Origin of the sequence: Actinomadura sp. NPDC049382 (assembly GCF_040677125.1) — a bacterium.
Classification (GTDB): Bacteria; Actinomycetota; Actinomycetes; order Streptosporangiales; family Streptosporangiaceae; genus Spirillospora; species Spirillospora geliboluensis.
Genome location: NZ_JBFARO010000052.1, coordinates 1 through 18,572, shown reverse-complemented (window position 1 = coordinate 18,572; position 18,572 = coordinate 1). Strand labels below are relative to the sequence as shown.

Sequence of the window (18,572 nt, the reverse complement as noted above, 5' to 3'; positions counted from 1 at the left end):
ACTGTCACGGGTCGCCGGGGCCCGGGGGGGTGTCCAGGTGGCGGGTGGAGAGGGCGCCGGCTTGGAAGCGGGTGCGGGCGCCGAGGCGGTCGCAGAGTTCGCGGACGCGGCGCTGGACGGTGCGGGTGCTGATGGAGAGGCGGCGGGCGATGGCCTCGTCGGTGAGGCCCGCGGCGAGGAGGGTGAGGACGGCGTCGTCCGGGGCGTCGCCGCCGGGGAGCGGGAGGCCGGTGCGCCACAGGGCCTCGAAGAGGGAGACGAGCGCGTCCAGCAGGGCCGAGGGGTGGACGACGAGGGAGCTGTCGACGCTGCTCGCGTGCTCGGAGGTCAGCGGGAGCATCGCGGTGCGGCCGTCGGCGATGGCGAGCTTGATGGGGACGGCGCCGAGCCGGGCCTCCTCGCCGGACGCGGCGGCGCGGCGGATCTCCTCCAGGGCGTGCGGCTGGTCGAGCGCCTCGGCGCCGTAGATGCCGCGCACCCGGATGCCGCGGCGCATCGTGCGCTCCTGCTCGGCGCCGGAGAGCGCGGCGTCCGTGGCGAACGGCGGCTGGACGAGGACGCGCAGCTCCTCCCGGGCGCCGCGCAGGAGCTGCAGGTAGCGGCGGGCCACGGCGGTGCGCCCGCTGACGACCTCGACGAGCTCCTCGGGGTGCGGGGCGGCCTCGGCCAGCAGGGGGCCGATCGCGGCGCGGCTGCGCGCGATCTCCTCCTGGCGGCTCGCGACGAGGGCCTCGACCGCGACGTGCGGCGGGGTGGCGAGGAGGCGCAGCGGGCGTCCGGCGAGCCGGGTCACGAGGCCGAGCTCCTCCAGGCGGGGCAGGAGGCGGCGCAGGGCGGCGACCGACGTGCCGTGCCGCGCGGCGAGGTCGGCGAGGGTGGACGGTCCCTCCCGCAGCAGGGCGCGGTAGGCCGACTCCTCGGCGGCGGCCACGCCGAGCCCCTCCAGCAGCGGCGAATCGGACACGTCCTAAATGTAGGGGTTCCCTGGCCGTTTGGCGGGTTCCCGCCATGGCGGAAGCCGCCACGGCCGTCCCTGGATCGCCGCCGGGCGGCGGCCCGACAATCAAGATCCACTTCTTGGGGAGGGATGGCCATGTGGCTGAAGACCGCGGCGGCCCTGGCGCTCGGCGCCCTCGGGCTCGCGGCGCCCGCGGCGGCGGAGACCGGGCCGCCGGCCGCGCTGCGCGCCGACGCCGGAGCCTATGACGTCACGCTGCCCACCGGCGACGCGGTGCGCGTCGCGGGCGGCGCCGCGACGGTGGCGCCCGCACCGGGACGCGCCCCCGCGTTCTCGGTCCGGCACAGCGGCGGGGACCTGTACGTCGTCCCGGACGACCGGCTCACCGACGATCCGGAGCGGTACAACGTGACGGCGCTGCACGAGCGCCGCGCCTCCGCCCCCGCGGCGCCGGCGGCGCCGGCGGAGGACCTGGTCACCGTGCGGGTGCGGAGCATCGCGCGGGACGGGCGGCCGGGGCCCGGCACGGTCGGCTTCGTGAACGTCAAGGACGCGGCGCTCGGCAACGCGCACCGGCCGCTGCCCGGTTCCGCCGACGCCCCGTGCACCGACGAGCGCTGGAACGACTCGAACTGCATACGGCTGCGGCCGGGGACGTACTCCGTGATGGGCGTCGTCAAGACGATGCCGTCATGGGCGCCCGCCACCGGCACCGGGAAGCCGCTCAACTACAGCCTCGTCGGGGACCCGGAGATCGAGATCACCGGGGACACCGAGATCGTCCTCGACGCGCGCAAGGCCGAGGAGGTGACGGTCCGGACGCCCGACCACGCGACCGCCCCGAACCTCGGAGCGATCAGCCACCTGATGTGGACCCGCGGCCCCGCGAACGGCTCGGCGGTGGACGAGGGCGTCTACATGAACGCCGGCGCGACGCTGGAGCAGCGGGTGTTCCTGCAGCCGACCCGGAAGGTCCGCACCGGCACGTTCGAGGTCTACACGCGGTGGCGGCTGGAGGCGCCGGACGTCACCATGCGGGCGCGGGGCCGCTCCCTGCACCCCTCGTACTACCCCGCCGGCTACTTCAGCGACACCTCCGACCAGTTCCCCCGCCTGGACGGCACGGTCAGCATGCGGGTCGCGGACGGGGACGCCTCCGGCGCCGGTCTGCGCGGCGCCCTCGCCCTCGTCGAGCGCAAGGACGGCGTGCCCGTCGCCGAGCAGGCCAACAGGGCCGCCAAGGCGGGCGCCCGGATGGTCGCCGTCTACAACGACGTGCCCGGGGTGAACGACGATCCCGGCGGCTACGGGGTCCAGTTGCGGGTCCCGACGGTCCGGCTGTCTCGGGAAGAGGGGCTGGCCCTGCTGCGCCAGAAGCACGCCACTGTGACCGCCAAGGGCGTCGCGAACAGCCCGTACCAGTACGACCTGGTTCTCCCGGAGACCGGGCAGATTCCCCGGGACCTCGGCCATGTCGTCCGCACGCGGGACCTCGCGCGCGTCGACGGCGCCTACCACGGCGGCGGCTCCATGACCTTCGCGCGCTACGGCAAGCGCCCCTGGGAAGAGTTCGCGATCGCCTACAGCAACCCGGTAACGGGCACGCCCAGGACGCGCACGGAGTACGTCTCGGCCGATCCGCAGACCCAGTGGTCGGCGATGGCGATCACACCGGAGCAGCCGTACAACAACGCCTTCCCCGGCCCGGAAACGCCGCACCTCGTGCTCGGCGAGACGAAATGGTCGTCGTACGAGCCGCGCGACCGCGACGCGCACTCCTGGGGCAGGGCCCCGCTCACCGGCGGGGTCAACGCGCTGGACCCGATCGTCCGCGCCGGCGACCAGATCGGCCTGCACGTGGGGATGGTGGACGCCGCGCGCAACTTCTCCGACGCCTATTCCAGTTCATTCGCGAACGGATTCACCACCGATTTCCGCGTATACCGGAACGGCGAACTCATCGCCCAGACTGCGTACCGCGCGAACGGTACGCTGACGACGACGCCGGACGACGCCGAATACCGCGTGGAATACGACTTCGCCAACAACGCCCCATGGGCCGCGCTGTCCACGCGTACCGCGACGTCCTGGACGTTCCGTTCCGCGCGCACCTCGGACGTCACCGTCCTGCCGCTTCTCCAGGTGGAATACGACGCCTCTCTTGATGTCCGTAACAGAACACGTTCTAGAACGCTGCGGCTGGCCGTCCGCCACCAGGACGGCTCCACCGCGCGCCTCAAGCGCCTGTCACTGCGGGCGTCCTTCGACGACGGTGCGACGTGGACGGACGTCCCGGTGCGGGACGGTTCCGCGCGGCTGCGCGGCAAGGGAGCGGTCTCCCTCCGGGTCACCGCCGAGGACGCGCGGGGAAGCGCGGTGACCCAGGAGGTCATCCGCGCCTACGAGCTGCACTGACGGCGGACGCGTCCCCGCACCGCGGCCCCGGCGAGGCGCCGGGGCCGCAGTGCGGGGCGGTGCGGTGCGGTGCGGTGAGGTGCGCGGCCGGTGACGTCGGGCCGGCCGCGCACCACCGGGTCAGGAGGCGGCGAAGTCGTACTTGGCCGACACGGTCGCGGGGTCGGGGCAGAGCCAGCCGCTGGTCTTGCGGACGGTCTGGTTCGCGAACGTGGCGGTCACCGGCAGGTCGGAGCCGGTGAAGGTGCCGGACAGGTTGCCGCCGTAGGTGCAGCCGATGGCGCTCATCGCGAACCCGTTGATGGTCGCGACGCCGCCGTCGAGCTTGCCGCTCCAGGGCAGGTTCTGCGGCGTGACCGTGACGCCGCAGCCGCCCACGGAGGCCGAGGTGATCGACAGCGTGCCGTCGGAGGCGATCGTGCCGGACAGGGTCGAGCTGGTGCAGGTGGCGGAGACCCCTGCGTTGATGGTCATGTTCCCGTTGAGGGTGGCCGTGAAGTCGCCGGCCGTCCAGGCCAGCGCGGGGGTGGCGGTCATGGCGACGGCGACGGCGGCCGCGGCCGTGATCGAGGCGATCGCGGCCGGCTTCGTGATGCGGGACAAGGGAGTCCTCATTTCGAACGGTGGGCGTCGCGCCTGCACCCGGAGATACGGGGTGGGAGGCCCGCCGCCTCGCGCGTCCGCCCCGCCCTGGCCAAGGGGCGTGGCGGCGCCGAACCGGGGGCCGGGAGCCGGGCGCCGTCGCGCTTCCTCGCGCGGGCACCGGCGGCTCCAAGTAGAACGCGTTCTATGCAGAAGATAAGTAAAATTCCCCGGCCGGTCAATGATCGGACGGAGATCTTCTGCTCCTCTTTCTTAGGGCGTCCGCAACTCGGCGTAATGAACGTCCGTTAGCGCCCCCGACCCGGCTCCGCGGAAACGCGCGATCGGCCGCCGCGCGTCAGCCGAAGCGCTCGCGGAGGACGGGCAGCAGGTCCGCCTCCGCCCACGTGCGGAAGTCCTTCTGGCGGTCCGCGCCGGACTGGCAGAACGAGATGTGGGTGAAGCCCGCGTCGGCCCACTGCTGGACGGCCTGGACGTAGTCGCCGACGTCGCCACCGCACGGGACCGACGCCACGACGTCCTCCGGCCGCACGGTCTTCGTCGCCGCCTCGAAGTTCACCGGGCCGGGCAGCTCCGACATCACCTTCCAGGCCGGCGCCGAGAACCGCCAGATCCGGTGGGCGCGCCGCTCGCACTCGTCGCGGTCCTCGCCGAACGCGACCGGGATCATGCCGTAGACCGGCTTGCCGGCGCCGCCCTGCTCGCCGAAGAGCCGGACGACGTCGCCGACGGGCTGGTCGGACATCAGGATGTCCGCGTGCTCGGCGGCGAGCCGCCCGGCCTGCGGGCCGAACGCCGCCATCCCGATCGGGACGGGACGGTCCGGCAGGTCGTAGAGCTTCGCCGAGTCCACCCGGTAGTGCTCGCCCCGGTAGTTGACGTAGCCGCCGCCGAACAGCCGCCGGATGATGTCGACGGCCTCGCCGAACATGGCGTGCCGGACGTCCACCGGCGGCCAGTCCCGCCCGACGACGTGCTCGTTCAGGTTCTCCCCCGCGCCGAGGCCGAGGATGAACCGGCCGTCCGACAGCACGCCCATCGTCGCGGCCTTCTGCGCCACCACGGCCGGGTGGTAGCGCATCGTCGGGCACGTCACCAGCGTGATCAGCGGCACCCGGTGGGTGGCGTGGGCGAGCGCGCCGAGCACCGACCACGCGTAGGCCGAGTGCCCCTGGTCCTCCAGCCACGGGAAGTAGTGATCGGAGATGGTGACGTAGTCGAAGCCGGCCTCCTCGGCCTCCACGCCGTCGCTGATGAGCTGCTTGGGCGGTGTCTGCTCGCAGAGCAGCGAGTATCCGAAGTCCATGCGGCTCGCATACCCGCGTGCACCGGGTGAACCCTCAGTTGCCCAGCAGGTCCATCAGGTCGTCGGCGTGCTCCTCCTCCTCGGCGAGGATGTGCTCCATGATGCGCCGCGTCGTGACGTCGCCGTCCCCGAGCCAGCGGATGATCTCCTGGTAGGACTCGATGACGATCCGCTCGGCGACGAGGTTCTCCTGCAGCATGCCGCGCAGGTCGCCGTCGTTGAACGTCGTGTAAGTGGTGTGGGAGCGCCGGGCGAGGGTCTCCGGGTCGAAGTCGGGGTCGCCGCCGAGCTGGCTGATGCGCTCCGCGGCGCGCATCGCGTGGTCGCGCTCCTCCTCGGCGTGCTCCTGGAACTCCGCGGCGACCTGCGCCCGGTCGATCCCGGTCGCGCTGATCGCGTGCTGCGCGTAGCGCATCCAGCACACGATCTCGGTGGCGAGGACGTCGTTGAGGACCCCGATGACCTCCTCCGGGCTCCTTCCGTAGCCGGCCGTCACCGGCCCGTCCGCCATCTTCTGCCGGGCGCGGTCCCGGATCGCCGCGACGTCGATGCTGAAGCTGCTGTCGGCCATTCCCCGTCCTCCTCCTGATCACATGCGGGCGTAGCCCGTCCTACCCAGCGGGGCGGCCTCATGCGCCGCCACGCGAAACGACGCGCGGAAGCCGCTGGACACGGCATGGTTGGCCACGGACCGTCACACGTGCTATACGTAGAGCTACCTCGCTGCGACCTGTGGCGAGGAAGGGACATCCGGTATCCACCTTGAGATCCGGGCGTGACAAGGAAGAAAAGGAACCACATGAAGTCCTTCAGCTACACCGAGCTGGACAAGCTGGCCGGCGAGGTTCTGCCCGAGCGGGCCGTGCTGTCCACCCTTCTCGTCGGTGGCGGCGACGACGACAACCACAACTTCAACCTCAACGCCAACCACGGCGGCCACGACGGCGGCGACGGGCACACGGTGACCACCAGCGCCTGCTCCGCCAACTCCAACCAGCCGCAGATGGGCCTCCTCACCCTGTGGCAGACGGCGCCGGCCGCCAACTCGCAGATCTGCACCCCGGCCAACACCGCGCTCAACGGCTGAGCTCAGGTCTGACACCGCGGGTTTCGGCCCGCACCGGAAGGGCTGGCGTTCGCGCGCCAGCCCTTCCCCCTTTTCCCTGCTACGCAACGCTGACAGCGGACTGATCCCGAAAGGGAGCCATGAACCCTCGGAAAATCTCGTACACCGACCTGGACCAGCTCTCCGGCGAGGTCCTGCCGCCCCGGCTCGCGCTGTCCTCCGGTGGCGACACGGTCGTCATGTACGCCTGCCAGGCGACGTACTCGTCGGGCACCACCGGGCTGCTCGGCAGCGGGCTGCTCGCCCAGCCGGCCTACTCCACGATGACCTGCGTCCCGGCCACCGTGGTCGAGCACCACTGATGGGCTCTCCCGCGACCCCGGACGTGGCGGGCGGCGGGCCCCCCGCCGCCCTCACCCTGCCCGCCCTCGTCGACGGCGCCGAGCTGGTCGGCGAGTTCAAGAACTCCGGCTACCGGGAGCCGCCGCAGCTCGTGCGCCTGCCGGACGGCCAGCTCGTCCGGCTGCCGCCGCTGCTGTTCCTCGTCGCCAAGGCGCTGCACGACCACCGCGACCTCGCCGGCACGGACGCCGCCCAGGCGCTCGACCGGGTCGCCGCGGCCGTCACCGAACAGGCCGGCGCCCAGCTCACCGGCGAGCAGGTCGTCTACCTGGCCGACCGCAAGCTCGCGCCGCTCGGCGTCACCACCTACAGCGACGGCACGGCGCCCGCGCCCGTCAAGGCCGACCCGTGGCTCGCGCTGCGGTGGCGGGTCGCGGTCATGCCCGAGTCGTTCACGTGGTTCGTCGGCGGGCTGTTCGGCTGGCTGTTCCGGCCCGTCGCGATCGCCGTCATGCTCACCGCGTTCGTGGTCAGCGAGGGCTGGCTGCTCACCAGCCACTCGGTGGCCGGCGCCATCACCACGGCGATCATGAACCCGGTGAGCATCCTGCTGATCCTCGGCCTCGGCATCGCGTCCTGCGCGTTCCACGAGGTCGGGCACGCCACCGCCTGCCGGTACGGGGGCGTCCGGCCGGGCGTGATGGGCTGCGGGATCTACCTGGTGTGGCCCGCGTTCTACACCGACATCACCGAGTCGTACCGGCTCGGGCGGGCCGGGCGGCTGCGCGCCGACCTCGCCGGGGTGTACTTCAACGCCATCTTCGTGGTGGGGCTGACGCTGGCGTACCTGCAGACGGGGTTCGAGCCGCTGCTCGTCGCCGTGCTCTACGTCAACCTGGAGATGATGCAGCAGCTCCTGCCGACGCTCCGGTTCGACGGGTACTACATCATGTCCGACCTGGTCGGCATCCCCGACCTGTTCAAGTACATCGGGCCGATTCTGCGCCGGACGCTGCTGCGCCGCCCCGACGCCCGGCTGAACGAGCTCAAGCGCTGGCCGCAGGTCTTCGTTACGTGCTGGGTGCTGATCGTCATACCGGTGCTGGTGTTCCAGATCGGCCTCATCATCAGCCAGGTCCCGGCGCTGATCGGCAAGGACTGGATGATGATGCGGCGGCTCGCCGCCGAGGCGGCGAACGGTGCCGGGGTGCTCCAGCTGGTCACCTCCGGGCTGCAGATCATCCTGCTGATCCTGCCGCTGGCCGGCGTCGCGCTGATCCTGTACGGGGTGGGCCGCCGGCTGGTGCGGTGGGCCGTCCGCTACATCCAGGGGCCCCCGCCCCAGCCGATGCCGGACGCCTGAGCCACGCCCGGACGAGCGCCGGACGCCCGCCGCGGACGTCCGGCGTTCGTGCGTTCGGGGGCGGATCACGGGCACCCCGGCACGGCGGATCGCGCGTATCCGGGCCCGGAAAATGCATTTTATACAGTTATTTGGTTGGCGCTTCACAATGGCGGCGCACGGGAACCTACCACGCACAGGGAGAGAAAAGACCGCACCACGGCGCTCCCTTTTCCCGTCAAGGCCGGCCCATCCCGCCGGTGTTTCCGGAAGGCCCCCATTGCTCCGCCGCATCACCCCCGCCGCATGGCCGGCGGCCTTCGCGCTGCTCCTCCCCGCACTTTTCCTGGATCGTTCCACCGCGCTCGCCTCCACCGCACTCGCCTCCACCGCGCCCGCGGGCACCGCCCCCAGCGGCGCGCGGGTCGTCGCCGAGCGGCCCGTCGCGTCCCGCACCGTGGACCTGACCATCGACTCTCCGGCCATGGACGGCCGGCAGCAGGTCCGCCTCCTGCTCCCCCGCGGCTGGTCGCGGGACGCGCACCGCACCTGGCCCACACTGTGGCTGCTGCACGGCGGCGTCGACGACTACACCGCCTGGACGCGCGACACCGACGTCGCCCGGCTCACCGCCGGGAGCGGCGTCATCGTCGTCATGCCGAACGGCGGCCGCTGCGGGAATTACTCCGACTGGTGGAATTACGGGCGCGGCGGGTCCCCGCGCTGGGAGACGTTCCACCTGACCGAACTCCGGCGCGTCCTCGAACGCGATTACCGCGCCGGGACCGGCCGCGTGGTCGCGGGCAATTCCATGGGCGGTCTCGGCGCCATGCTGTACGCGGCCCGCCACCCCGGCATGTTCCGGGCCGCCGCGTCCTTCAGCGGGTACGTGGACACCCTCCACGGCCACGAGCCGGGCGACGACTCGACCGGCTGGGGGCCGTCGTTCGCCTGCCCCGGCACCGACTGGCGGCGCGTCTGGGGCGACCCGGACGACCAGGCGGCGATCTGGCGCGCGCACAACCCGACGGACATCGCCGGGCGGCTGCGCGGCGTCCGGCTGTGGGTGGCGAGCGGCAACGGCAGGGCCGGGTCGCTCGGCGGGCTGCCGTTCACCGATCCGGTGGAGGCCGCCGCCTACGGCAACGCGCGGGCGTTCACGGCCCGGCTGCGCGAACTCGGCGTCCCGGTGACCGCCCGGTTCTTCGACGGGCAGCACGACTGGCCCTACTGGCAGCGCGACCTGCACGAGGCGTACCCGATGCTGATGGCCGCCCTCGGGTCCGGCTAGCTCAGGTCTGCCGGATCGCCTCCAGCGCGTCCTGCCGGCCGCCCCAGCCGTGCCATTCGAGGAGCAGGACGGTGGCGTCGTCGTCCAGCCGTCCCGCGTGGTGCGTCAGGATGCTGTGGATCAGGCGCCGCAGCGTCTCGGGCGCCGCCAGCCCGTCGGCCTCCCGCTTGATCACGAAGTCGACGAAGCGGACCAGCCCGAACTCCCGCTTGCCCGGGTCGCGGGCCTCCACGATGCCGTCGGTGTAGAGCAGGATGCGGTCGCCCGGTTCGAGCTGCTCGGAGCACCGCGCGGGCTCGACGCCGAGGCCGGTGCCGAGCGGCGTGCCGGGGCGGCATTCGAGCGAGGTCACCCAGCGCCCCTTGCGGATGATGACCGGCGGAGGATGGCCGTAGGACGCCCAGGAGAACACGCCGGACCGCAGGTCGAGCTCAGCCAGCACGGCGGTCACGAAGCGTCCGCTGCTGTCCTGCTCGGCCAGCACCTCCTCGATCCCCTGCCCGACCCCGATGAGGTCGGCGCCCTGGAGCCGGTGCTTGCGGAACGCGGCGACGGCGAGGCTGGAGGTCAGCCCGGCCGTGGTGTCGTGCCCCATGGCGTCGAAGACCCCGAAGTGCACGGTCTCGCCCGCCAGCGCGTAGTCGAAGGTGTCGCCGCCGAGGTTGTAGGCGGGCTCCAGCGCCGCGCTGATCACCACCTGGTCGTTGGCGAACGTCAGCGGCGGCAGCAGCCGCCACTGCATCTCCGCCGACACCGTCATCGCGCGCGTGCGCACCAGCCGGGAGAACGAGTCGCTGTAGGGGCCCTTGCTGACGATGATCAGCGCGACCATCCCGGCGAGGTACTCGGCGTCGTCGCGGGCCTGCGGATCGTCCCGGCGGATGGTGGTCCGGACCACCCCGAGGCGCTCGGAGCCGTCGAGGACCGGCAGCCAGTACTGGCAGGTCCCGTCGCCGAAGGTCTGCCCGACCACCGGCGCCATGGTCTGGAACGCCCGGCCCGCGACGGTGCCCGCGATCTTCAGTTCCGGGATCTCGTCGCCGGGGTCGCGGCCGGCGTCCGGGCCCTTGCCGGTCAGCAGCCGCAGGACGTTCTGCTGGAGGTCGGAGACATAGATCAGCACGTCGTGCAGGCCCACGCCGGCGGCGTGCCGGGCGGCCGCGCCCGGCAGCTGCTCCATGGACATCAGGTGGCTCTCCGCCACCAGCTCCCTCAGCATCGGCTCACCGTCCTCCGGGGCCCCCTCGTCCGCGCGGTTCCGGGGTACCTACCCGCCCTCGGCCGCACCATGAGCCCTCCCCGCCGGGGCGCCGGTCCGAGGCGGGCCAGACGTAGGGCAGGTCGTCCGGCACCCCGGGGAACGCCGGCCCGTAGAAGGCGGGGTCCTTGCGGACGAGCGCCGAGCGGTGGCTCAGATGGAACGCGGGGTCGCCCAGCCAGGGCGGCAGCTCCCCCGCCGCAGCGAGCCGCCGCTGGGCGCGCGGCTCCCGCACGCCCCGCGCGCCGGCGAGGTCGGCCGCCAGCGTCGCGGCGCAGGTGTCGGCGTGGCCGAGGCCGCTCCACCGGGCGCACATCTCCAGGCCGTACCGGACGAGCGCCTCCTCGTAGCCCGTCCACATCAGCGCGGCCGGGTGGTGCCGCCAGCCGTAGCCGGGCACCGTGAGCGCGCGCAGCACCTGGATCGTCTCGACGCGCTGCTTGCCGAGCCGCCGCCGGTCCAGCACCCGGGCCGTGGCGGCGAAGTCCGCGTACGGCAGAAAGGTCTGCACGACCGCCCCCTGTCACTCCCCCGTGCCCCGGTCCTACCCGCCGCGAGGCGCCGGCGTGCACGGCGGGTGAGATGGGACACACCCGCCGCCGCGGCGGCGCGCGCGCCGGAACGTTCGAAGGCACAGGTCACGGGCCGGGCTTATCGATTTCTGACAAACGGGCCCGGAAAGGCGGGCCATGAATTCCCGGAAGGACTGTGCTAAAACCCGTCATGGGTTCGGCGACGCGGAAGGAACGTCATGGGCGCGGCGGAGTCTCTCGCACAGGTGGCCGACACGGAACGCTATCCGCTGGCCGAGCCGGACGGCGCCGGCTGGGCCGCCGCCGTTTCCCGCACCCGCGCCGAACTGGCGAAAACCGGGTGCTGCGTGCTGCCCGACTTCATTCGCCCCGCATTGCGGGAGGCACTGCGCACGGAATGCGCGAAGATCGCGCCGTCCGCGCATTATGACGTCGAAACGGTGAACGCCTACAACATCGACATCGGCGCCCCTTTGCCGGACGATCATCCGGGCCGCGTCACCGTCGAGCGGGGCAACGCGTTCGTCGCGCGCGACCGCGTCCCGGCGGACGCGCTCATCCACCGGCTCTACACGAACGGGCTGTTCCAGCGGTTCGTGGCGAGCTGCTTCGGGCTGCCGCGGGTGCACGAGCTGGCCGACCCGCTGTCCGGGCTGGTCCTCAACGTGGTCGGCCCCGGGATGGAGCACCCCTGGCACTTCGACACCAACGAGTTCACCGTCAGCCTGCTCACGCAGGAACCCGAGGACGGGGGCGTCTTCGAGTACTGCCCGAACATCCGGACGGCGGAGCGGGAGAACTTCGCCGACGTCCGGGACGTGCTGACCGGCCGCGGCGACCGCCTGGTCCGCCGGCTGGCGCTGCGCCCCGGCGACCTGCAGCTGTTCAAGGGCCGGTACTCGCTGCACCGGGTGAGCACGGTCCGGGGGGACACGGCGCGGCACACGGCGATCTTCGCCTACAGCGAGCGCCCGGGGGTCATCGGCAGCGTCGCGCGCACGAGGCAGCTCTTCGGCCGCGTCCTGCCCGAGCACCTGGCGGCGGAGGGGCGCGCCGTCCGGGTGGACCAGCTGCTCGACTAGGAGGCCCGCCGTTGCGCGTCGACACGACCGGCAAGATCTCGCTCGACCACATCTACACGCGGCCCGATCCCCGCGCCTATTTCAGCACGCTCCGCGATCTCGACTACAACATCCCGGAACTGGCCAAACCGCATTTCGAGCGGCTCATCGCCGAATACCGGGAGGCGCGCGGCGTTCCGGTCCCGACCGTCCTGGACATCGGCTGCTCCTACGGAATCAACGCGGCCCTGGTGAAACACGGCGCGACCATGGCCGAGCTGTACGATCGGTATAGCGGCCGCGACGCCCACCGGTGGACGCGCGCCGCGCTGCTGGCCCGCGACCGGGAGCTGGTCGATTCCGGCGCACCGCCGAAACGCGTCCGGTTCCTCGGTCTCGACGCCTCCGACGGCGCCCTCGGCTACGCGCTGGACGCCGGCTTCCTGGACGGCGCCGTCCACGCCGACCTGGAGGACGGCGAGCCGACCGGCGAGCAGCGGGCCCGGCTCGCGGCGGCCGACCTGGTCATCTCCACCGGCTGCCTCGGCTACGTCACCGAGCGCACCATCGCGCGGATCGTCGCCGCCGCCGGGGAGCGCGCCGGCGGGCGGCTGCCGTGGATGGCGCATTTCGTCCTGCGCATGTTCCCGTTCGACCCGATCGCCGACACCCTCGCCGCCGCCGGGTACGAGACCGTCCGGCGCGACGGCCTGTTCCGGCAGCGGCGGTTCGCGACGCGCGAGGAGCAGGCGTCCGTCCTGGAGCGGCTCGCCGAGGTCGGCGTCGACCCGGGCGGGCTGGAGACCGACGGCTGGTTCTACGCGCAGCTCTACATCTCCAAGCCGCGCGGCTGAGGCATCGAGCCGCGGCTCCGGTACACACGGCCACTCCGGTACACACGGCAACTCCGGTACACACAGCAGAGGAACGAAGTGAACGCCAGCGAAGAACTCTCGTCCCGCACCTTCGGCAACGAGGCGGGGCTGCCGCGCGTGCCGCTGCCCACGCTCGACGCGACCTGCGAGCGGTTCATGGAGTGGTGCGGGCCGCTGCTGACCGAGGACGAGCGGGCCCGGACGGAGTCGGCGCTGGCCGCGTTCGTCCGGCCCGGCGGCCCCGGCCGGACGCTGCACGCCGCGCTCGAGCGCTACGACGCCGCCGAGGGCGTGCACAGCTGGCTCGACACGTTCTGGCCGTACCGCTACCTCGGCCGCCGCGACCGGATCGCGCTGAACGCCAACTTCTTCTTCCTGTTCAAGGAGTCGCCGGAGGGGCAGGCCGACCGCGCGGCCGGGCTGATCGCCGGGGCGCTCGACTACAAGCTGCGGCTGGACGCCGAGCGCATCCCGCCGGTCGTGCAGCGCGGCCGCCCGCTGTCGATGGTGCAGAACCGGTTCCTGTTCTCCACGACCCGCATCCCCGGCGCCGAGCAGGACACCGTCCGCGCGCCCTACACCGACGCGTGGCCGGGGCCGTCCGACGCCCGCCACATCGTGGTGTTCTTCCGCGGCACCATGTTCCGGATGGACGTCCTCGGCCCGGACGGCCGCCCGCACACCCTCGACGAGCTGCGGGCCGGGCTCGGCACGATCCTGAAGGCGGAGGCGGCGGAGGAGCCGTCCGCCGGGCACCTCACCACCAAGGCCCGCGCCGAGTGGGCGGCGAGCCGCGACGCGCTGCTGGCGCTCGGCAACGACAAGGCCCTGGACGAGGTCGAGACGGCGCTGTTCTGCGTCTGCCTGGAGGACTTCGCCCCCGCCAACACCCTCGACGCCTGCGACCACCTGCTCCACGGCGACAGCGGCAACCGCTGGTTCGACAAGGCGGTGTCGTTCGTCGTGTTCGGCGACGGCACCGCGGGCATCAACGTCGAGCACTGCGGGCTGGACGGCACCACGGTCCTCAGCTTCGTGGACGAGCTGCTCGGCGCGCCGCCCGCGGAGCTGTCCCGGCGGTCGGGCGCCGCCGCGCAGGGCCTGCCCGCGATCGAGCCGATCCGGTTCGCGCTGGACGAGGACCTGCGGCGCGACATCGAGGAGGCGGCGGCCTCCTTCGCCGGCTACGCCGCCGCGACCGCCACGACCGCCGTCTCGTTCGACGACTTCGGCTCCGCCGAGGCCAAGCGGCTGAAGACGTCGCCGGACGCGTTCGTCCAGCTGGCCTACCAGCTCGCCCACCGGCGCGCGAAGGGCCTCACCGGCACCACCTACGAGTCGATCGCGACCCGCCAGTACCGGCATGGCCGCACCGAGGCGATGCGGGTCGTCACCCCCGAGGTGCTGCGCTTCGTCGCGGCCATGGACGACCCCGCGGCCGACCGGGAGGCGCGCCGGAACGCGTTCCGCGCCGCGGCCGAGGCGCACGTGCGCCGCGCGAAGGAGTGCCAGGCCGGGCAGGCGCCCGAGCAGCACCTGTGGGAGCTGCAGCTGATCGCCAAGCGGCGCGGCGCCGAACTCGGCGTCACCGGGCCGCTCCCGCTGTTCGACACGCCGGGCTGGATCAAGATGCGGGACGACTACCTGTCCACCAGCTCGGCGCCGTCGGTCAACATCCGGTACTTCGGGTTCGGGTCGACCAGCGAGCAGTGCATCGGCGTCGCCTACGTCCTGCTGCCGGACCGCTTCAACCTGTACCTGAGCACGCCGCAGCCCGTCGCGGACGCCATGTACGCGTTCGCGGACCGGCTGCGCGAGGCCGTCCAGGAGCTGCGCGACCTGCTCTCCTGATCGCGGCCCCGCGCCTATCGCGCCCCGCCTGATCGCGCCCTGCCCGATCGCGCCCCGCCCGCCCGGTCAGCGGCCCGGCCGGGCGGGGCGGTGGATCCGCCCGGCCGGGTACAGCCAGCGCCGCAGCAGCCGGCTGAGCGCGGGCATGATCACCACGGTGAGCAGCGGGATCACGATCACCGGGAACGTCAGCGCCTGCAGCGGCACCGGCCACGACTTCGTCAGCGGGGTGGCGAACGCGTTCAGCAGCAGGCTGAGCGGATACACCGCGCAGAACGTCACGACGATCATCTTCGCCTTGGACGGCGCCGGCACCGACTCCCCGGGCAGGCTGAACCACGTCTCCAGCCCGGTGGTGTCCAGATGGTGCTCGTCGGCGATGCCGCGGACCCGGTCGATCCAGCCGGCCCGCTCCGGCGACCGCAGCCACCGGTCGAGCGAGTCCTGGTCGGCGAAGTTCACGACCGTGTAGTACCGGTGCCGTGCCCCCTCGGCGCGCAGCCAGGTGGCGCCCCGGTGGCCCGGATGCCCGGAGGCGACCCGGTGGAGGCCCTCCGCCCACTCCTCGAAGTCGCGCTCCCGGCCGGGCCTGACGTCCCAGGTGACCACGAGCGTGACGGGCTCGGTCTCCGCGTTACCCATACCGGAGATCTCACCCGTCCCGCTCCGTCCATGCCCGCGCCCGCCCGCTCGGGTGGGCGGCGGGCGCGGGCTCAGGTGGCGGCGAGCGCCTCGGTCGGGCTGAGCCGGGACGCCCGGACCGCCGGGTACAGCCCCGCCGCCGCGCCGATGACCAGCGTCGCCGCGACGCCGCCGAGCACCGCCCAGGCGGGGATCACCACCGGCCACCCCTGGTAGAGGGCGTAGCCGGCGGTCACCAGCGACCCGATCAGCGCGCCGCCGACCCCGCCGAGCGCCGACAGCAGCAGCGACTCGGCGAGGAACTGGGTGCGGATCTGGCCGCGGGTCGCGCCGAGGGAGCGGCGCAGCCCGATCTCCGCGCGGCGCTCCAGCACCGAGATCACCATGGTGTTGGCGACCCCGACGCCGCCGACGAGCAGCGCGACCGCGCCGAGGCCGAGCAGCAGCCCGGTGAACGCCTCGCCCGCCGCCTGCCGCGCCGCGAGCGCGTCCGACGGCCGCGACACCTCCACCTCGTTCGGCGCCGCCGGGTTCGCGGTCGGGCCGAGCACGTCCCGGACGTCCTCGACGCGCGCGTCCGCCGACCGGGTGTAGATCGTCGTCGGATGCCCGTCGAAGCCGAGCACGCTCCGTGCGGCGGGCCAGCCGACCAGCGCCGCGGTGTCCAGCTCGGGGGCCAGCGCCACCGGCGCGAGGATCCCGATCACGGTGAACCGGTGGCCGCCGACGAGCACCTGCACGTCCGGGGACGCGTGCCCGATGCCGAGCCGCTCGGCCGCCTTCGCGCCGAGCACCACCGCGGGGAACTCGCCGGTCGCGGTGCTCAGCCACACGCCGCGGCTCAGCTCCGCGCCCGTCGCGGCGCGCAGGCCGGTCCGGGCCGCGTACGTCGCGATCCCGTTGGTCTCGGTCGCGGGCACCTTGCCGGACCGGTAGACCTTCGCCTCGTCCAGCAGCCCGATCGCCGACACGTCCCGGACCGGGGCGATGCGGGCCACCATCCGCTCCGACTCCAGCGGCAGCTGCGCCTTCTCCCCGGTGAGCGTGCTGCCCGGCGACACCGTCAGCAGGTTGGTGCCGAGCGCGGCGAGGGCCCGGTCCAGTTCCGCGCGGGACGAGGAGGACACGCCGACGACGGCGACCATCGCGGCGATCCCGATCGCGATGCCGAGCGCGGACAGGAACGCCCGCATCGGACGCGTCCGCAGCCCCACCGCGCCGACCTTGACCACGTCGCCCGGCCACAGCCGCGCGGGCCGCAGCGTCCCTGCGGCCGTCACCGCGCCGCCTCGGGCAGGGCGGCCTCGGCGAGCGCGGAGTCGGCGAGGGCGGAGTCGGCGACGACGCGGCCGTCGCGCATCCGGACGCGGCGCGGCAGCCCGTCCGCGATCTCCCGGTCGTGCGTGATGATCACGACGGTGGTGCCGGCGGCGTGCAGCTCCCGCAGCAGCGCCATCACCCCGTCCCCGGACGCCGAGTCCAGCGCGCCGGTGGGCTCGTCGGCGAGCAGCAGCGCGGGCTCCCCCGCCACCGCCCGCGCGATCGCGACCCGCTGCCGCTCCCCGCCGGACAGCTCGTGCGGCTCGTGGTCCAGCCGGTGGCCGAGCCCGACCCGTTCCAGCGCCGCCGCGGCCCGCCGCCGCCGCGCCGCCGCGCGGAGCCCGGTGTAGAGCAGCCCGTCCGCGACGTTGTCGATCGCCCGCGTCCCCGCCGCCAGGTGGAAGTGCTGGAACACGAACCCGATGCGGGTCGCGCGGAGCGCCGACAGTTTCGCGTCGGTCAGCCGCCCCACGTCGTGCCCGTCGATGTGGACGCTGCCCGACGTCGGCCGGTCCAGCGTGCCGAGGACGTTCAGCATCGTCGACTTGCCCGACCCGGACGGCCCGACGATCGCGACGAGCTCGCCCGCGGCGATGCGCAGCGACACCCCGGCGAGCGCGTGCACGCCGCCCGGATACCGCTTCACCACGTCCCGCAGCGCGATCATTTCGGCACCCCCACGACGGTGCCCGCGGTGATCCCCGACCCGGAGATCTCGACCTTGCCGTCCGCGAACAGGCCCGTCTCGACCGGGACGTAGGAGGAGGCCGCACCCTTGACGACCTCCACGCCGAAGCCGCCCTCGCTCAGCGCGACCAGCGCGGTCACCGGGACGGTCAGCACGTCCTCGCGCCTGCCCGCGGTGAACGTGACGTCGACCGAGGCCAGCGCGTACCGCGCGGCGGCCTTCTTCGCCTTCGCCGTGTCGAGCCAGATCGTCACCTCCACCTTCGTCGTCGGGTCCTGGCCCTGCTCGCCCGGCTCGATCACGGTCGTGACCTCGTCGATCTCCGCGGTGACGGTCTCGTTCTCCGGCAGCGTCACGGTGACCTTCGCGCCCTTCCTCGCCATGCGCTGGTCGGCGGTGTCCAGCTCGACCGTCACGGCCTGGCCGGTGCCCGTGCGGGTGAGCACCTTCTTGCCGGGTGCCACCGGTTCGCCCGCGCTCGCCTGGACGCTGTCGATTCGGACCGGACCGTCCGCGAACGCGACCCGGCCGAGCTCGACCGTCCCGGTCTCCGCGACGCCGATGTCCTCCTGCCATTCCCGGACGGCGTCGGCGGTGTCGGAGGTGTACTCGTCGTCCACGGTGAAGCCGCCGTAGCCGAGCGCGCTGAGGTTCTTCTCGAACCGCTTCACGTCCGCCCCCTCGGTGCCGACCTCCAGCGGCCGGTAGGACGGCCTGGACCCGTACATCAGCACGACCGGGTCGCCGTCCACCTCGTACAGCTCGTGGCCGCGGGTGATCTCGGCGCCGCTCTCGGGGAGCTTCGTCAGCGTGCCCCGCAGCTGGCTCGTCACGACGGACGCCGGGCCGTAGCCGAGCCGCCCGTCCTCGGTCTGGGCGTCGTTGAGCGTCTGCCGCGCCACCTTCGCGGTGGCGGGCGGCAGCGCCGGATCCGGTCCGCCGCCGGATTCGCCGCCGCCGAGCGCCGCCGCGGTCGCCACCCCGCCGCCGGCCGCGACCAGCGCGGCGACCCCGAGCGCGA

Annotated in this window: 18 protein-coding genes; 8 read left to right on the top strand and 10 right to left on the bottom strand. The window is 73.2% G+C overall.

What is annotated here, in order from left to right; genetic code table 11:
- Positions 1-4: 4 nt before the first annotated feature.
- On the bottom strand, positions 5-964 hold the full coding sequence (locus tag AB0K34_RS26650) for a helix-turn-helix domain-containing protein (RefSeq protein WP_364551537.1): 960 nt from the start codon (positions 962-964) through the stop codon (positions 5-7).
- A gap of 129 nt (positions 965-1,093) precedes the next feature.
- On the opposite strand from AB0K34_RS26650, the gene AB0K34_RS26645 reads away from it, so the two are divergent.
- Complete coding sequence (locus AB0K34_RS26645) at positions 1,094-3,373, top strand: PA domain-containing protein (protein ID WP_364551535.1); 2,280 nt, start codon at positions 1,094-1,096, stop codon at positions 3,371-3,373.
- 120 nt (positions 3,374-3,493) lie between these two features.
- Here AB0K34_RS26645 and AB0K34_RS26640 read toward each other — a convergent pair whose 3' ends face one another.
- From AB0K34_RS26640 to AB0K34_RS26630, 3 genes are all read right to left on the bottom strand, one after another.
- Positions 3,494-3,976, bottom strand: a complete 483-nt coding sequence (locus AB0K34_RS26640) for a hypothetical protein (RefSeq protein ID WP_138633128.1) — start codon at positions 3,974-3,976, stop codon at positions 3,494-3,496.
- A gap of 337 nt (positions 3,977-4,313) precedes the next feature.
- Positions 4,314-5,282, bottom strand: coding sequence for a TIGR03557 family F420-dependent LLM class oxidoreductase (locus tag AB0K34_RS26635; protein ID WP_364551533.1), 969 nt, complete (start codon positions 5,280-5,282; stop codon positions 4,314-4,316).
- A gap of 34 nt (positions 5,283-5,316) precedes the next feature.
- Positions 5,317-5,853 carry a DUF892 family protein gene (locus AB0K34_RS26630; RefSeq protein WP_138633134.1) on the bottom strand — a complete coding sequence of 179 codons (537 nt, stop codon included), beginning with the start codon at positions 5,851-5,853 and terminating at the stop codon, positions 5,317-5,319.
- A gap of 228 nt (positions 5,854-6,081) precedes the next feature.
- On the opposite strand from AB0K34_RS26630, the gene AB0K34_RS26625 reads away from it, so the two are divergent.
- The 4 genes from AB0K34_RS26625 (at position 6,082) to AB0K34_RS26610 (ending at position 9,323) form a co-directional block, all read left to right on the top strand.
- Positions 6,082-6,369 carry a hypothetical protein gene (locus AB0K34_RS26625; RefSeq protein ID WP_138633137.1) on the top strand — a complete coding sequence of 96 codons (288 nt, stop codon included), beginning with the start codon at positions 6,082-6,084 and terminating at the stop codon, positions 6,367-6,369.
- 119 nt (positions 6,370-6,488) lie between these two features.
- Positions 6,489-6,710, top strand: a complete 222-nt coding sequence (locus AB0K34_RS26620) for a hypothetical protein (protein WP_138633140.1) — start codon at positions 6,489-6,491, stop codon at positions 6,708-6,710.
- Entirely contained in the window at positions 6,710-8,053 is a 1,344-nt protein-coding gene (locus AB0K34_RS26615; RefSeq protein WP_301174170.1) for a hypothetical protein, read from the top strand. Before AB0K34_RS26620 ends, AB0K34_RS26615 begins: the two co-directional genes overlap by 1 nt.
- Before the next feature lie 259 nt (positions 8,054-8,312).
- Positions 8,313-9,323, top strand: a complete 1,011-nt coding sequence (locus AB0K34_RS26610; protein WP_240807120.1) for an alpha/beta hydrolase family protein — start codon at positions 8,313-8,315, stop codon at positions 9,321-9,323.
- Between the two features lies 1 nt (position 9,324).
- Here AB0K34_RS26610 and AB0K34_RS26605 read toward each other — a convergent pair whose 3' ends face one another.
- A complete protein-coding gene (locus AB0K34_RS26605) occupies positions 9,325-10,542 on the bottom strand; it encodes a PP2C family protein-serine/threonine phosphatase (protein WP_364551530.1) in 1,218 nt (405 codons plus the stop codon).
- 4 nt (positions 10,543-10,546) lie between these two features.
- Entirely contained in the window at positions 10,547-11,092 is a 546-nt protein-coding gene (locus AB0K34_RS26600) for an MSMEG_6728 family protein (RefSeq protein ID WP_364551528.1), read from the bottom strand.
- Positions 11,093-11,359: 267 nt separating this feature from the next.
- On the opposite strand from AB0K34_RS26600, the gene AB0K34_RS26595 reads away from it, so the two are divergent.
- From AB0K34_RS26595 to AB0K34_RS26585, 3 genes are all read left to right on the top strand, one after another.
- A complete protein-coding gene (locus AB0K34_RS26595) occupies positions 11,360-12,196 on the top strand; it encodes an arpA protein (RefSeq protein ID WP_364551526.1) in 837 nt (278 codons plus the stop codon).
- 11 nt (positions 12,197-12,207) lie between these two features.
- On the top strand, positions 12,208-13,029 hold the full coding sequence (locus AB0K34_RS26590; RefSeq protein WP_205719063.1) for a class I SAM-dependent methyltransferase: 822 nt from the start codon (positions 12,208-12,210) through the stop codon (positions 13,027-13,029).
- 78 nt (positions 13,030-13,107) lie between these two features.
- On the top strand, positions 13,108-14,901 hold the full coding sequence (locus tag AB0K34_RS26585) for a choline/carnitine O-acyltransferase (RefSeq protein ID WP_138633155.1): 1,794 nt from the start codon (positions 13,108-13,110) through the stop codon (positions 14,899-14,901).
- Between the two features lie 66 nt (positions 14,902-14,967).
- Here the strand turns inward: AB0K34_RS26585 and AB0K34_RS26580 are convergent, their stop codons facing one another.
- The 4 genes from AB0K34_RS26580 to AB0K34_RS26565 all read right to left on the bottom strand — a co-directional run.
- Positions 14,968-15,543: an antibiotic biosynthesis monooxygenase gene (locus tag AB0K34_RS26580; RefSeq protein ID WP_301174177.1), complete on the bottom strand. Its 576-nt coding sequence runs from the start codon at positions 15,541-15,543 to the stop codon at positions 14,968-14,970.
- Positions 15,544-15,614: 71 nt separating this feature from the next.
- On the bottom strand, positions 15,615-16,823 hold the full coding sequence (locus AB0K34_RS26575; protein ID WP_138633161.1) for an ABC transporter permease: 1,209 nt from the start codon (positions 16,821-16,823) through the stop codon (positions 15,615-15,617).
- Positions 16,820-17,530, bottom strand: coding sequence for an ABC transporter ATP-binding protein (locus AB0K34_RS26570; protein WP_138633164.1), 711 nt, complete (start codon positions 17,528-17,530; stop codon positions 16,820-16,822). Before AB0K34_RS26570 ends, AB0K34_RS26575 begins: the two co-directional genes overlap by 4 nt.
- A partial coding sequence (locus AB0K34_RS26565) for a peptidoglycan-binding protein (RefSeq protein WP_364551523.1) occupies positions 17,527-18,572 on the bottom strand: 1,046 nt, incomplete at its 5' end. The genes AB0K34_RS26565 and AB0K34_RS26570, both read right to left, overlap by 4 nt.